Annotated in this window: 12 protein-coding genes; 10 read left to right on the top strand and 2 right to left on the bottom strand. The window is 34.4% G+C overall.

All coding sequences use genetic code 11. The features are described from left to right. Positions 1–381: 381 nt before the first annotated feature. From FS935_RS12100 to FS935_RS12065, 8 genes are all read left to right on the top strand, one after another. Positions 382–1,359: a sugar ABC transporter substrate-binding protein gene (locus FS935_RS12100; protein WP_146948847.1), complete on the top strand. Its 978-nt coding sequence runs from the start codon at positions 382–384 to the stop codon at positions 1,357–1,359. Beyond that, the gene (locus FS935_RS12095; RefSeq protein WP_146948846.1) at positions 1,356–2,798 is read left to right on the top strand and encodes a sensor histidine kinase; all 1,443 of its coding nucleotides are present in this window, start codon (positions 1,356–1,358) and stop codon (positions 2,796–2,798) included. The genes FS935_RS12100 and FS935_RS12095 overlap by 4 nt, the downstream gene beginning before the upstream one ends. Beyond that, a complete protein-coding gene (locus tag FS935_RS12090) occupies positions 2,795–4,336 on the top strand; it encodes a response regulator (protein ID WP_146948845.1) in 1,542 nt (513 codons plus the stop codon). The genes FS935_RS12095 and FS935_RS12090 overlap by 4 nt, the downstream gene beginning before the upstream one ends. 57 nt (positions 4,337–4,393) lie before the next feature. Further along, positions 4,394–5,464, top strand: coding sequence for a sugar ABC transporter substrate-binding protein (locus FS935_RS12085; RefSeq protein ID WP_146948844.1), 1,071 nt, complete (start codon positions 4,394–4,396; stop codon positions 5,462–5,464). A gap of 307 nt (positions 5,465–5,771) precedes the next feature. Beyond that, positions 5,772–6,890, top strand: coding sequence for a sugar ABC transporter substrate-binding protein (locus FS935_RS12080; protein ID WP_146948843.1), 1,119 nt, complete (start codon positions 5,772–5,774; stop codon positions 6,888–6,890). A gap of 91 nt (positions 6,891–6,981) precedes the next feature. Beyond that, positions 6,982–8,502: an ATP-binding cassette domain-containing protein gene (locus FS935_RS12075; RefSeq protein ID WP_146948842.1), complete on the top strand. Its 1,521-nt coding sequence runs from the start codon at positions 6,982–6,984 to the stop codon at positions 8,500–8,502. An 11-nt stretch (positions 8,503–8,513) separates the two neighbouring features. Continuing rightward, positions 8,514–9,689 carry a sugar ABC transporter permease gene (locus FS935_RS12070; RefSeq protein WP_146948841.1) on the top strand — a complete coding sequence of 392 codons (1,176 nt, stop codon included), beginning with the start codon at positions 8,514–8,516 and terminating at the stop codon, positions 9,687–9,689. A 74-nt stretch (positions 9,690–9,763) separates the two neighbouring features. Continuing rightward, the gene (locus FS935_RS12065) at positions 9,764–11,485 is read left to right on the top strand and encodes a methyl-accepting chemotaxis protein (RefSeq protein WP_146948840.1); all 1,722 of its coding nucleotides are present in this window, start codon (positions 9,764–9,766) and stop codon (positions 11,483–11,485) included. A gap of 365 nt (positions 11,486–11,850) precedes the next feature. On the opposite strand, the gene FS935_RS12060 is transcribed toward FS935_RS12065, so the two are convergent. Then, entirely contained in the window at positions 11,851–12,150 is a 300-nt protein-coding gene (locus tag FS935_RS12060) for an HPr family phosphocarrier protein (protein WP_439116643.1), read from the bottom strand. A gap of 370 nt (positions 12,151–12,520) precedes the next feature. Beyond that, entirely contained in the window at positions 12,521–13,513 is a 993-nt protein-coding gene (locus tag FS935_RS12055; RefSeq protein ID WP_146948839.1) for a LacI family DNA-binding transcriptional regulator, read from the bottom strand. 394 nt (positions 13,514–13,907) lie between these two features. On the opposite strand from FS935_RS12055, the gene FS935_RS12050 reads away from it, so the two are divergent. After that, entirely contained in the window at positions 13,908–14,945 is a 1,038-nt protein-coding gene (locus FS935_RS12050; protein WP_146948838.1) for a TRAP transporter substrate-binding protein, read from the top strand. Positions 14,946–15,032: 87 nt separating this feature from the next. After that, a complete protein-coding gene (locus FS935_RS12045; RefSeq protein ID WP_146948837.1) occupies positions 15,033–15,515 on the top strand; it encodes a TRAP transporter small permease in 483 nt (160 codons plus the stop codon). Position 15,516: the final 1 nt, after the last annotated feature.

Here is a 15,516-nt window from a genome sequence, read left to right as displayed (position 1 = left end):
TAACCTGTAATTAGCTAAAATAGATACAATCTTTAAAAAAATACCTTTACAAAAAGCCAACAAACTCAATAAGATAAGTCATAATAATAAAATAAAGAAACTTCTCCCTTTGTAAGCATTAGTAATTCAGTGCTGATTGGATTTTATCAGCGATTTTTTGGATTTATCATCGATTTTCCGAATTTATCATCGATTTTTCAGATTTATCATCGATTCTTTAAATTTATCATCGATTAGACAACTTTCGACAAAAATCCCCCCGCCGTTAAACCCGTAACCATACAAGAGTAGTCAACAACATTTGTTAGATAAATATATATTACTAATTTAATTGTCTGTTATAATGAAAATCAGTTTATTAATCTAGAGGAGTTACATTTCATGAGAAGTATCATTAAATTTTTAAGCGTCATTACTTGTATCATCCTTTTTTATTATACGGTAGATTCTGCAGTGGAAGTATTTGATACAAACTGGCAGTTACCAGAGGCCTCAACTGAGGAGCTTACTGACAAGCGAATCATTTTGATTACTCAGGAATTAGATACACCGTTTTGGGATCAAGTAAGTGCTGGAGCGAGGCAACAGGCAAAACGGGATGGAGCAAGGCTTGAGATTTGGGGAAGCTATGGCAATAATCAGGAAGATTTCCTGAAACAAATAGAAATAGCAATATATTCGCAAGTAGATGGAATTATTGTCCAGGGATTAGATACAGAGGAATTTAAGGAGTTAACAAAAGTGAAAGCGTCTTCATATGGTGTGCCAGTTATTACAATAGCTAATGATGTACCGATGGCAGAAAGTCTGCGTAGGACATATGTAGGTTCTGATCAGTTATTAGCAGGTAAAATGATTGCAGAACAACTGGTAAAGGATATGGGGAAATCCGGTAAAGTTGCTATCATGCTTGATGAAAGACAGGAATATTATCAAACACAAAGATTAGAGGGTATAAAAGAATATCTCTACAATTATCAGGATATTGAACTGCTTGAAGCAGAAACAGAAGATACCAGAGAGCAAGTTATTGCCACAACTAAGGATTTATTAAACAGATCACCAGATGTAGATGCTTTTATCACGTTAAATGCTAAATTTGCTGATAATCTTGTAGAGGAAATTGATAGACGCTCCAACGCGGAAACGTATTATATTTATTCTTTTGACGATGACCCTACATCTCTATCATTATTGGAGCAAGGAAAAATTGATGGCATGATTGAGCAGTCTCCTTCAAATATGGGGAGTCTTAGTGTGGAATATATGATGAAGTGGTTAAACAAAGAGGTTTTACCACTAAATTTAGACGGTTATTTTACTGATATTCGAATGGTGAAACAGGTGGATTTGAAATGAACAGTATACAAAAGAAAATTTGGGGACTTGTGTTAATCGTCCTCTTGATTATGGCGACAACATGGGTTTCGCTCATATCCTATAACCAAAAAATGCTCGATCAGTATAACGGTATTCTAGAACGATATTTAGTATTAAATGAAATATCAAGAAAAAGTGAAGATACTGTAACTGCTTTGAATAACTTTTTACTACTTCCTTCTAATGATAATTTAAAAGCGGTTACTAAGAATAAAAAAGACATTCAAAGCATGAAGAGTGAAGTTGCTACATTTAAAAATGTGGAGAATGAGTTGGCTTTAACTAATTATATTAACTTGATTGAGAGTCTAGTGGAGACAATTGATTCAGCTTTATCTTTCCATTCAGAGGCTGAAACTGAGTACTCGATGAAAGCATTCAATGAAGCAACTCATATTTCTAACTATATCTCGGAAATGGCACTCACGTTAATTGATCTTGAGCTTCAAACATATGACTTATTTTATCGAGGGATTATTAATCAGTCAGAAGAGCTTAAGCAACTGGGAACTTGGTTACTATTATTGATTACGGTTGGTCTTTTACTTTTTACCTATTGGTTTTCACAAAGAATTACGAAACCAGTGGAGAAGTTAACACTTGCGGCAAACGAGCTGTCTAAAGGAAGATTTGATTTAAAAGTGGAAGTGAATTCGAGTGATGAAATTGCCTTTTTAGCGAAGACGTTTGATCGTATGCGTTTAAATATTAACAATTTAATTTCAGATATTCATCATAATGCACAGTTAGAAAATGAATTACAGCAGAATAGGCTACTACTTAAAGAAAGTCAGCTGCGTAATCTTCAAAGTCAAATTAATCCTCATTTTTTGTTTAACACGTTAAATACACTTTCTAAAAAAGCTTATATGGAAGGATCTGAAGAGACGAGTGACTTATTAGTTAGTGTCGCTGGTTTATTGCGGTATAATTTGAAGCATTTGGATAAGCCTATGACACTTTATGATGAGGTTTACGTGATGCAACAATATATTGATATTCAAAAAACAAGATATACCGATAGACTTAATTTTTATATGGAAATCGATGAATCATGCCTTTCTATTAAGATTCCTGGTCTAACTTTGCAGCCACTTGTAGAGAATGCTGTTATTTATGCCGTTGAACCAAATGAAGAAGGAGGTACGATTTGGTTTCGAATTAAAGATGAAGGAGATTTAGTCACTATTGAAGTGGAAGATAATGGTCCTGGGATGACAGAGGAAAAAATTCAAGAAATATTAGAAGAAAAGGTAAATACAGCAAATGGACATTCATCTGGAATTGGCTTAAGTAATGTAATGAAGCGTCTTCGTCTTTTTAATAGTATGGAAGATGTGATGAAAATTGAAAGTACCTTAGGAGTTAGTACGAAAGTAAGTATCAAGCTTTTGAAAGAAAGGAGAGGTGAGAAATGATTAAAATACTACTTGTAGACGATGAACAAGTTGAACGAGATGGATTAGAAGCCATTCTAAAGAAGAATTTTAACGATATTACGATTCAACAAGCTAAAAATGGAAGAGTGGCGATTGAATTAGTATCAGAATTTCAACCTGATCTAGTATTTATGGACATTCAAATGCCTGGTATAACTGGTATTGAGGCAATCGAAACAATCAAATCAGATCATCCTGACTTGAAATTTATTTTAGTGACTGCTTATGCCACTTTTGATTATGCAAAAGAAGCGATGAAACTAGGTGTAGTCGATTATTTGGTCAAGCCTAGTCGTGTTAAGGAAATAGTCGATACAGTTGAGAAAGTACTTGAGCAAATTAGAGTTGAACAAAAAAGACTTGAGGTAAACAAACAGCAGCAATATACGCTGCAAAAAGCGATGTCTTTGTTTCAGACTGATGTTGTAACACAGTTGCTGTTTGATCATGTTCATGAAATTCATTTAGAAGAATTATTAGAGATGTTAGACATACAATCAACAGAAGAAAAGTTTGTGATTAGTGTCATTGTACCAAATGGCTTTGAAGCCTCCTATTCTACGGTAAGAGAAAAAGTAAGTAAAACAGGAAATGCTTGGGTTGGGGCCTTATATGGACGTCAGCTTCCTATTATAGTATTCCGAAAGAAAGATCAATCATTCCGTAATCAAGCTACGATGTTATCTAGGGAGATTTTGTCATTAAATTCATCTAGTGAAGATAACAAATTATTTGTTGGAATTGGAACTGTATACAGCTCTTTAGATCAAATTAGGCAGTCGTATCAAGAGTCGTTAGTTGCAACGAGAGATACGTCAATTCCGAGGAGTTTTCAATTTTATGATGAATTACCTGCGCTTGTCTCTGGCTTTGATGAGGAAACAACAAAGCAAAATGAACAGCAATATTTTGAACATATCCGTAATGGAGAATGGGATGAGATCTTTCATAGAATTACGACCATTATTGATCGTTTAGAGCAGGAAGGTACGATGTTAAAGCAAACCCAGCAAAAAGTGATGGAAATGTTTTGGATCGCCTCTCGTGTATTAAGTGAGATGGGAATCGAATCTGATGTACAGCTGTATTCCTTTAAGTCAACTGATTACAGGCAGCTTCGAGCAGAAACCAGTCATTTGTTAGAAAGATTAAGAATGTCACATGAGGAAAATCATGCAGCAATGGAAGCTGATATCATTCAACACATTAAACAATATATTATTGATCATGCTCATAAAGATATCTCATTAGAAGCAATTGGTAGAGAAGTTGGGTTAAGTCCAATTTACATTAGTAAAATTTTTAAAGAACAACTTGGGATCAACTATATACACTTTTTAACTGAATGCCGTATCGAAAAAGCAAAGAAATTGATGAGAGATCCGTCAAAAAGTTTAAAAGAAATAACATTTGAAGTTGGTTATCATGATCCAAATTACTTCAGTAAGGTATTTAAAAAAATCTGTCATTCTTCTCCAAAAGAGTACCGTAAAAAGTTGCTTTCTAAAGTTGAATAATACCTTTGTATAGGAGCGATTAAAATTAAACAGTTATTTTCCCTAAGAAATCCAGGAATGTTGGTACTTATATTATTTTTATTTCTTCTTGGGTGTGAAAAACAGGATAATAGAAACAATGACACTAATCCACAATCAAATACGGGAAACTTTCAGCCGACAGAGGAACAGATGGAAGATCAACCTATTAAAATTGGCTTTGCAATGGATACTTTAACAGAAGAGAGATGGCTGAAAGACAGAGACTTTTTTAAAAAATCAGTTGAAGATTTAGGTGCAGAGGTTGAGGTCATGGCTTCACATGGAGATGATGCTTTGCAAATATGGCAAGCAGAAACGATGATTAGTAAGGGTATTGATTTATTAGTCATTGTGCCACATAACGCAGAATCAACCGCAGCTATTGTAGAGAAAGCACATTCAGCAGGAATTAAGGTATTATCATACGATCGTCTTGTGAAAAATGCAGAAGTTGATATGTATTTATCTTATGATAATGAACAGGTGGGTACTCTTCAAGCGCAAGCCATTTTAGGTATTGTTCCAAAAGGTAAGTACGTCTATATCGGTGGAGCTGAAACAGATAATAATGCACATATGGCGAAAAAAGGTGTATTTGACGTATTACAGTCACATATCGAAAAAGGAGATATTACTATTGTATTTGATCAGTGGACGAAAGATTGGGAGCCGGCAAATGCAAAAGATAATATAGAGCTTGCCTTAGATGCAAATAATAACAACATTGATGCGGTGATTGCAGCTAATGACGCGACAGCTGGTGCAGTAATTGAGGTACTTGAGAGCCGAGGGCTTGCCGGTAAAATTCCAGTTGCTGGTCAAGACGCAGATCTAGCAGCTATTCAGCGTATTGTTGATGGAACGCAAGCAATGACTATTTATAAGCCAATTAAAGAGCTAACTGATCTAGCTGCTGAGCTTGCCATCAAGCTAGCAAAGGACGAGGAAATTGGAGATGTTGTAAAAGTAAACAATGGTAAAATGGAAGTGCCTTCGATCCTTCTCTCACCAACTATTGTTAATCAAACAAATATAGATGACACAATTATTGCTGACGGTTTCCATACTAGAGAAGAAGTTTATTTGAAGAATAATAAATCTGATTAGCCATTTTAAAAATAGATCAACAGAATGGAGCTTCGATTGAATTCGAGCTCCATTTTTTATATGGTTGAAGATGAATCCCCCTTTTTCCTATATTATGTGGTAAATAGAATTAGAGTTTAAAAATACCTACAATGACTTTTTTGTCTCCGAAAAAAACTTCTCAGATTTGATGTTTGTCCAATTCACAATGTTAAAAAAGTACAGATGAATAATAAAATAGTACTATAAGTAAGCGCTCTTATTCCCTAATTTAGATGGTATATTTTATTTGTAAGCACTTACAACAAGTTAGAGGGGGAAAAATAGAATGAAAAAAGGATTTAAATTACTTTCGGTCTTATTAGTAGGTATTTTATTAACATTTGTAACAGCTTGTAGCAGTGGCAGCACTGGGGGAAGCGGAAGCAGTGAAGTAAGCGTTGGTATCGTATTACCAACTAAAGATGAGCCAAGATGGGTTCAAGATGAAGAAAGATTTAAAGCAGCTCTAGCAGACTCTGAATATACAACTGAAATTCTATTCAGCCAAGGTTCTTCTGCAAAAGAAAAAGAAAACGTTGAAACGTTAATTAGTAAAGGAATAGATGTATTAATTATCGCTCCACATGACGGTCCAGCAGCTGGTTCAGCTGTAGAAGCGGCTAAAAAAGAAGGAATTAAAGTTATTTCTTACGATCGTTTAATCACTGATACAGATGCAGTTGATTATTATGTAACATTTGACAGTGTTGCTGTAGGTGAAGCACAAGGTCAATATTTAGTTGATAATGTACAAGGAACTGGTGTACCTCTTTACTTATATGCTGGTGCTTCATCTGATAACAATGCATTCTTATTCTTCGAAGGTGCTTGGAAAGTTCTTCAACCAAAAATTGCTGATGGTACTTTTGTAATCGCTAACTCTAGTGAAGCAGAAGCGTTAAAAGATAAAGCAACTCTTACTCGTGATGAGTTAGGTAAAGTATTAGGTCAGGTTACAACGAACTGGGATCCAAACGAAGCTAAAAATAAAGCACAAACAAACCTAACAGCAGCTGGTGCCGATCTAAAAGGTGATATTGCAATTTTAGCTCCAAATGATGGTACTGCTCGTTCAATCGCTGATGTATTTGCTTCAGACAGTGCAGTTTCTAGCTATACAATAACTGGTCAAGATGCTGAAAAAGCTTCTATTCAATATGTAATTGATGATAAACAATCGATGACAGTATTCAAGGATGTTCGTACACTTGTTGAAGATGCAATGGGTATGGCAGTTACAATCCTTGATGGAAATACTCCAGAAACAACTGGAACTTATAACAACGGTAGTGTTGATGTTAATGCTAAACAAACAGACGTTATTGTAGTTAACAAAGATAACGTGAAAGCTGAATTAATCGATTCTGGTTACTATGATGCAAGTGAATTCACAGGACTAGAGTAATAGAAAAATAGAAGTTCAAGGAATGAGTGTTAGACTTACTGTCTAACACTCATTCCTAAATTTTAAGTTGTCTTGTTAAGGAGGCAAAAAGATGAGCGATTATATTTTAGAAATGAATGGAATATCAAAAGAATTTACAGGTGTGAAGGCGCTCTCTAATGTCAATTTTAAAGTTGAAAGAGGAGAAATCCACTTTTTAGTAGGAGAAAATGGTGCTGGAAAATCTACACTTATGAAGGTGCTTAGTGGTGTTTATCCGTTTGGAAACTACTCAGGTGATATCGTTTTTAATAATGAAGTTCAACAATTTAACAAAATAAGCGATAGTGTTGATGTTGGTATTGCGATTATCTATCAAGAGCTGGCATTGTTCCCTGATTTGACTGTTTATGAAAATATATTCGTAGGTAATGAGATTCAAAAGGGTGGTATTTTAGATTGGAATAAAGCCATCGTAGAAGCGAAGAAAATGCTAACAAAAGTAGGCTTAAAAGTTAATCCGGAAACATTCATTAAAGATCTAGGTGTAGGAAAACAGCAATTAGTAGAAATTGCGAAAGCACTAAGCAAAGAAGTTAAACTACTAATCTTGGATGAACCAACAGCTGCACTAAATGAAGATGATAGTGAGAACCTGCTACAACTACTACTAGAATTAAAAAAGCAAGGAATCACATCAATTATGATTTCTCACAAATTAAAAGAAGTAACTGCTATTGCAGATAAAGCAACAGTATTGCGTGACGGAGAGACAATTTGTACATTAGATGGCTCAAAGGGAGAAATTACCGAAGAGTCTATTATTAAAAACATGGTTGGCCGTGAAATTGAAGATATTTATCCGAAACGTCCAAAGAAAGATTTTGGTGCCAATGTCCTTGAGTTATCTAACTGGACAGCTTATGATCCACTACTTGGTCGTAATGTAGTTAGTAATGTGAACCTTGAAGTGAAGCAAGGGGAAATTGTAGGTATTGCTGGATTAATGGGTTCAGGACGTACTGAACTTGCATTAAGTATCTTTGGTAATGCGGCTAAATATAAAATCCAAGGAGATTTACTTTTAGAAGGACAATCAGGTAAATTTAAACATCCGAGTGAAGCAATCAAAGCAGGAATTGCTTATGTGACAGAAGATAGAAAAGGTGACGGATTGTTTTTGCAACAAGATATTAAAAGCAACATTTCAATTGGTAACTTGAAAAATATCTCACCAAATGGATTTGTTAATGAAAACGAAGAAATTGTCATTGCCCAAGGCTATAGGGAATCTTTAGGAATAAAGACACCATCTTTACAGCAGCTTGTTGGTAATTTAAGTGGTGGTAACCAGCAGAAGGTATCTTTAGGGAAATGGTTATTTGTTGGACCGAAATTATTGATTTTAGATGAACCAACACGCGGGATTGATGTTGGTGCTAAATTTGAAATTTATACAGTTATGAATGAACTGATTAATAAAGGTATGAGTATTATTATGATTTCATCAGAGCTTGGTGAAGTTCTTGGAATGAGCGATCGTGTGTATGTTATGGCTGAAGGCGAAATCAAAGGTGAATTATCATCAGAACAAGCCAGTCAGGAAAAGATCATGGAACTTGCGACGCAATAGGAGGTAGTAAGATGAAATATATTAACGAGTTAAAAGGATTATTAAAACATAATATACGTGATTATGGTATGTATATAGCACTTATTGTTATTATGATTACTTTTCAAATACTTACTAATGGACTTTTCATGTCTTCGCGAAATATTAGTAATTTACTAGATTCAGCAGGTTATATCGCTGTTCTAGCTGTCGGCGTTATGCTGGTTATCGTTATTCGCCATATTGATTTATCAATCGGATTTCTAGCAGGCTTTCTTGGAGCAGTAGCAGCAATTCTGTTAATGCAGTTTAATATGCCTGTATTCATTGTTATTCCAATCATTCTTATTCTTGGTATTTGTGCTGGATCTGCTACAGGTTTTCTAGTAGCTAAAGTTGGAATTCCAGCGTTCGTTGCTACCTTGGCTGGTTGGTTAATCTATCGTGGTGCTATTTTATTAGCAACAGAAAAAACAGGTACAATTATCGTTGATAATGATGCGTTCAATGCAATTGGTAATGGATATATTCCTTCAATTGCTGAAGTAGGTGGGTTTCATTTACTTACCTTGCTTGTTGGGTTAGTTGGTATTTTATTCTACATTTATAGTGCAATAAAAAGCCGTAAAAATAAGATAAAATATGAATTTGATGTTGTGTCAAAACCTATTTTTGTTCTGCAGCTACTATTTGTTTCAGGTATTATGGGCTATATTACTTGGTTATTGGCTGGTTACAATGGTTTTTCATGGACTGTTATGATTATTTTACTTGTTGTTCTTGTTTATCATTTTATTACAACGAAAACAGTAATTGGTCGTCATATTTATTCGGTAGGTAGTAACCCAGAAGCGGCACATCTTACTGGTATTAACGTAAGTAAAATTACCTTCTTAGTTTTTGGTTCAATGGGTATGCTTTCTGCATTATCTGGTATTTTATTTACTGCACGTTTACAATCTGCTACAACAACTGCTGGTACATTATTTGAGCTTGATGCGATTGCTGCAGCATTCGTTGGTGGGGTCTCTGCTGCCGGTGGTGTTGGTAAAGTAACAGGAGCAGTTATTGGTGCGATTGTTATGGCTACTTTAACAAATGGAATGAACTTATTGGGTGTGGGAATTGCGCCTCAATATATGATTCGTGGAGGAGTACTTGCATTAGCAGTAATTTTTGACGTCATGACACGTAAACAAAGAGCTTAATAACAAATGGGGAATAACCCCTTGTCCTAGAGGGCAAGGGGTTATTGTTATATCTATAGAAATGAGGATAGAAGATGAAAAGTAAGCTTTTTAAAAAAATTAAGTTGAAATCAATCAGAACAAAAGTACTACTTGGATTTTCAATAGTCATTTTGTTAACTATTGCTTTTGGAGCTTATAATTTTATTGCTTCTAAATCTATTAACTCAGATGCGAAGAATATCATAAATCACCAAATTCCTTTATTAATAGCTGATGAAACCTTAGGACAATACATGGCGGAACGAATCGGGCTTGCAAGGGGATATGTATTAACAGGAAAACAGGAATATATAGATCAGTTTAATACGTATACAGAAAAAAGCAGGAAAGTGGAGGATAAAGCTCTAAGTATAAGTGATTCAGAGGAGCTTAAAGATTTAGTATCTTCAAGCATAGAATGGGAACAACGGGTTCAAAATGAAGTCTTTGCTGTATACAAACGCGGAAACGAGGAGCTTGCAAAAGAAAATCTAGAGGGTTCAGTTCGGCTAGCTGCAAATGAAATAATGAACGGCTATAGATATCTAATTAATAATCGAGAGAAAATGATTGAAGGTGCTGGTAACAACTTACTTGTTAATAACGAATCAAACATTACTATGGGCTTAACAGTTAGTGTTGTAGTAGCTGTTATAGGGTTTGTCATCGCTATATATATGTCGTCAATCATTTCAAAGCCTATTCAAATTGTTACAAAAAGAATGGGATTGCTTGCTAATGGAGACTTAAGTCAAGAGCCGATAGTGACAAGATCTTCTGATGAAATTGGAAGATTATTTGAAGCAACAAACAAGATGAGTGAAAACATAAGAGTATTGCTAGGAGAAATTAGTAGAGTATCAGAATCTGTATCAGCACAAAGTGAAGAATTGACTCAATCTGCTGTTGAAGTAACAGAGGGCAGTAGTCAGGTTGCCTTAACGATACAAGAGCTGTCTTCAGATTCAGAAACACAAGCAAATTCAACGAATGAATTAGCTTCTTCGATGAGGGTTTTTACCAGTAAAGTAAACGAAGCGAGCAAAAGCGGTAAAGAAGTCTATCAATCTTCTAAGAATGTGATTGAATTAACAGAAAAGGGAAGCAATTTAATGTTTTCTTCTATTCAGCAAATGAGCACGATTCATACGATTGTTGAAGATGCGGTAGAAAAGGTCAGAACTTTAGAAAAGCAGTCGGAAGAAATTACCAAACTTGTTGGAGTGATTCAATCCATTGCTGATCAAACAAACCTACTTGCGTTGAATGCTGCCATTGAAGCGGCTAGAGCTGGAGAACATGGTAAGGGCTTTGCGGTCGTTGCTGATGAAGTGAGAAAACTAGCTGCTCAAGTTTCCTTCTCTGTAGCGGATATTACTTCTATTGTTGGAAATATACAAGCTGACTCTACTCTTGTAACAGAGTCACTACAAACTGGTTTTGTGGAAGTTGAAAATGGAACAAATCAAATTAAAACAACTGGAGAAACTTTCGAGGAGATAAATCAAGCCTTACTAGAGATGACAAAAGGTGTCCAATTGATTTCAGGAAATTTAAGCACGATAGAGGACAATAGTGATGAAATCAATAAATCAATTGAAGAAATTGCTGAAGTTTCGGAAACAGCTGCAGCAGCAATTGAAGAAACAGCTGCCTCTGTACAACAAACAAGCAGCTCCATGGAACAAGTTGCCTCAAGTTCTGAACGATTAGCAAAATCAGCCGAAACTCTACAAAATCAGGTTGCAAAATTTAAAATCGTAAGTGACAACTGATAGATGCTGCTTAATTAACATTGTTACTACTATGATTTAAAATTAAAAATGCTTTTGAAATGTGATCATTTCAAAAGCATTTTTTTCTGAAAATCTCTGTAGTATTATCCTTGCCGTAATTTCGGAAATACTGCTCCAATTGTCATTCTGATAAACACTGAATGGTCCAATGAAGTTTACTTTAAATTTATTAGAGTGGGATTAAATATTTTAGTGAGTAGATAATCTAAAAATCTTAGCAGAGGTGTAAAGTAATCAGATTTAATTAGTATTTGTGGGGAAAGTAAGAGCTAATCAAATATAAAAGTGTAAAATAAAATGGAAAGGAGAAATACTCCCTTCCATTTTATATTTAAGAAACAGAATTAATTAATCTCTACATTAATACCGTGTTCCTCAAAAGCATTTTTCATTTCTTTTTTCGCTTCTACTTCATCATCACCATGAATTTCTAATTTATATTGAGTGGAGTTAGACATTAAGGATACAGTTAGGCCAAGAAAACTTTTAACATCAACTGTTTTGTTTTCTACATGCAAAACAATACTTGATATAAATTTATTTGCGGTGTTTACAATTGAAGCCATTTCTTTTACATTTATCGAGCCAGATTCTACAGCTCTAGCTAATTTTGAAGCATTCGATGCTCTTTTATTAAAATCCATCTTAATTCCCCCTTTATTATGTGTAGGGTAAGTATACCATTATGAAAAATACACTAGAAAAATACATTTCTAATGTTGTTATTATATTGTTAAGAATCTACGAACATTATTTACTTTAGAAGAGGGAGATTAGGAGATTCACAAAAAATACCTTATTAGCATCTTGGTTTTTTGTGAAGTCTCCTTTTTTGTGTATCGAAATTAAGCAAGGTTTGACTGTTTAAATCAAAAATCGTAAATTTTTTTGCTTTAAGTTTCAGGATGAAGCATTGTAAGAGGGGTAAATCATAACATGCCAACATGAAAGATAAAATCTCGTTATATGAGAAAAAGAGGTGCCTAAGTATATTTAGGACAACCTCTATTCGTACTATTTATTATTTTTTCCAGCTAGAGCACAAGATGTTCGTTCCGCAATTTTTGGTGTTAGTACAGGGCTTAAAGGCACTGTATCACTATCTTCAATATAATTTAACAACGTTGTTACCATCTGTTGGGCAATATCTTCAACAGGAACACCAAAACTTGTTAATGGAACTTCTAGGTTTTCCATTTGTGGGATATTATCGTAACTAATGACAGACATATCTTTTGGAATAATATAATTTGCTTGTCTTAGTGCACGGACTATTCCAGCACTTATATCGTAACTTGTTCCAATAATGGCTGTGGGTTTAAAGGGGGAGCTCAAGAGACGATTCGTTGCCATGTATCCATCATACCAGTCAAGTCCTCCGGTATTAACCAAATTATAATTATTAAGTTTAAGACCGAATTTTCTCATAGCCTGTTGGAATCCTTGATATTTTTCTACTTGCCTTTCATCTATAAAAGAAAAGTCACCAAGAAATGCAATGTTTTCATGTCCTAATTTATTTAAGTACTCAACAGCTGCATTCATTGCTTCTTTATAATTTACATCAATAACAGGAATTGAATTGTTTTGATTTACACCATAAGTAACGATCGGCATTGGAAATGTTTTAGGCATATGAATATTATCTCTATTAAACACAATAACGCCATCTACTTGGAAACGCTTAAACATTTCAACTGACTCTTCAATTGAATTTATGGAAAGTATCATAGAGTAGTTGTGCTTGCTTATTTCTTCATTAATCTTTGTTATCAAGGCAGATGGTGCAACTCGTTCTAATGTTGGCCATATTAACCCGATAACATTAGAACGTTTAGAAACAAGTCTTTGTGCTGCATAATTTGGTTCATATCCCATTTCTTTTGCTAGTTTTATAATCTTATCCTTTGTTTCTTGTTTTACAAGCGGACTATCATTTAAAGCTTTTGATACTGTGGAATAACTAACACCAATTTTTTTGGCTATATCTTTTATTGTAATGATCATGTGAATTCACCAACTAATCTTTATTTTAAAATCTTTTTATATTTATAATTACGTTGTTAAAATTAAAGTTAAAAATAATATATATTGATATTTTCACAGTTAAACATATAAATGTCAAACGCTTTCAGGAGTAAAAAGATGAAAATATTTAGAAAAGTACTTGAAAAGAAATAGTTAATCATGTAGGATAGTAATTGTAATAACAACGTTGTTATTATTGAAAACTACCGTTAACCCTTTTATTTTTTATGAGGATTGAAAGCGTTTGCCGTCGTGGAATTTGACTAAGCAACATGGCAATCTATTATAATGGTATTTTTTTAATAACAAATGAAAGGGATTACACTTAACTACGAAAGTTATTACTTAATTATTAAATAGGGGGAATATTTCAATGAAGATGAAAAAATTATTTTCAATGGCAGCAACAGGTATTTTATCTATATCATTATTAGCTGCATGTGGTGCTAACAGTGAGAGTGAAAATGCTGGAAATGCAGAAAGTGGTGGCAGTGCAGAAGCTGTTTCATTGAGATTAGCACATAACCAGCCGGAAGATCATCCTGTTCATACATCATTAATGGAGCTATCAAAACTTACTGAAGAAAATTCAGATGGAAACGCGAAAATTGAGGTTTTTCCAAATGGACAATTAGGACAAGAGCGTGATGTTATTGAACTTGTAAAATCAGGTACTCTTGATATGGCGAAGGTAAGTGCAAGTGCTTTGGAAGCGTTTGATTCAAACTACGCTATCTTCTCACTACCATATGTATTCCAAAGTAAAGAGCACTATCATCATGTAATGGATAATAGTGAAGCTGTTCAAGAAATTTTCCAAGGTACAAAAGACGATGGTTATGTTGCGATTGGTTGGTATGATGCAGGTCAACGTAGTATTTATACAGTTGACAAAAAAGTAGAAACTCCTGCTGATATGAAGGGACTAAAAATTCGTGTTCAGGAAAGTCCAACATCTATCGCGATGATCGAAGCAATGGGTGGGTCACCAACTCCGATGTCATATGGAGAAGTATACACGTCTCTTCAACAAGGTGTAATTGATGGTGCAGAGAATAATGAAGGTGCACTAGCAAATGGTCATGGAGAAGTAGCGAAAGCATACACATACACAGAACATCAATATGTTCCAGATGTTGTTATTGTAAGCACTGCCGCGTGGGATAAGCTTTCAGAAGATCAGCAAAAAGCAATTCAAGATGCAGCGAATGCTTCAACTGAAAGCCATAAAGATGTTTGGACAACTGCTATTGATGGATACATTAAAGAATTAGAAGGTATGGGTGTTAACTTCTATACGATTGATAAAAAGGCCTTTATCGATGCAGCAACACCTCTACATGAAAAATACACAGCAGAAAATGAAACAAATAAGAAATATTTTGATGATTTCCAAAGCCATCTTAAATAAACGTGTAAGATAATAGGCCTCTCTTTTCTGATTAGTTCTTATGCAGAAAGAGAGGCCTATAAAATATGAAGAGAAGGTGACGATCCTATGAGAAAAGTGGTTGATAGGGTTACAGCGTTTTTAACATGCTCCTTAATGATTGTTATGGTGTTAATTGCATGTTGGCAAGTATTTACTCGTTTCGTATTAAATGCTCCTAGTACTGTATCTGAAGAGTTCCTGAGATATGCACTTATATGGTTGACAATGGTTGGAGCTGCCTATGCTTATGGAAAGAAAAAGCATTTAGCCGTAGTGTTTGTTTCTAGGAAAATTCCAGGAAAATACCAATTATACTTAAACTTATTTATTGAAGCAATTGTCTTGATGTTTATTGTAGTTATTCTTCTAGTAGGAGGAACAAAAGCTTATCAAAACGCAATAGGTCAGGTTTCATCCGCTTTGGGAATGCCAATGCAGTATTTATATTTAAGTCTAATTGTGTCTGGGGTTTTATTTTCATTCTATTCTGTTCTCCATATAAAAGAGCATTTTACAAAGCATAAAAAGATTTCTTCATTAAATAAATGAC

Source organism: Metabacillus litoralis (assembly GCF_007994985.1).
Lineage (GTDB): Bacteria > Bacillota > Bacilli > Bacillales > Bacillaceae > Metabacillus > Metabacillus litoralis.
The sequence above is the reverse complement of the archived record's forward strand: the minus strand, read 5'-3'. Positions and strand labels throughout refer to the sequence as shown.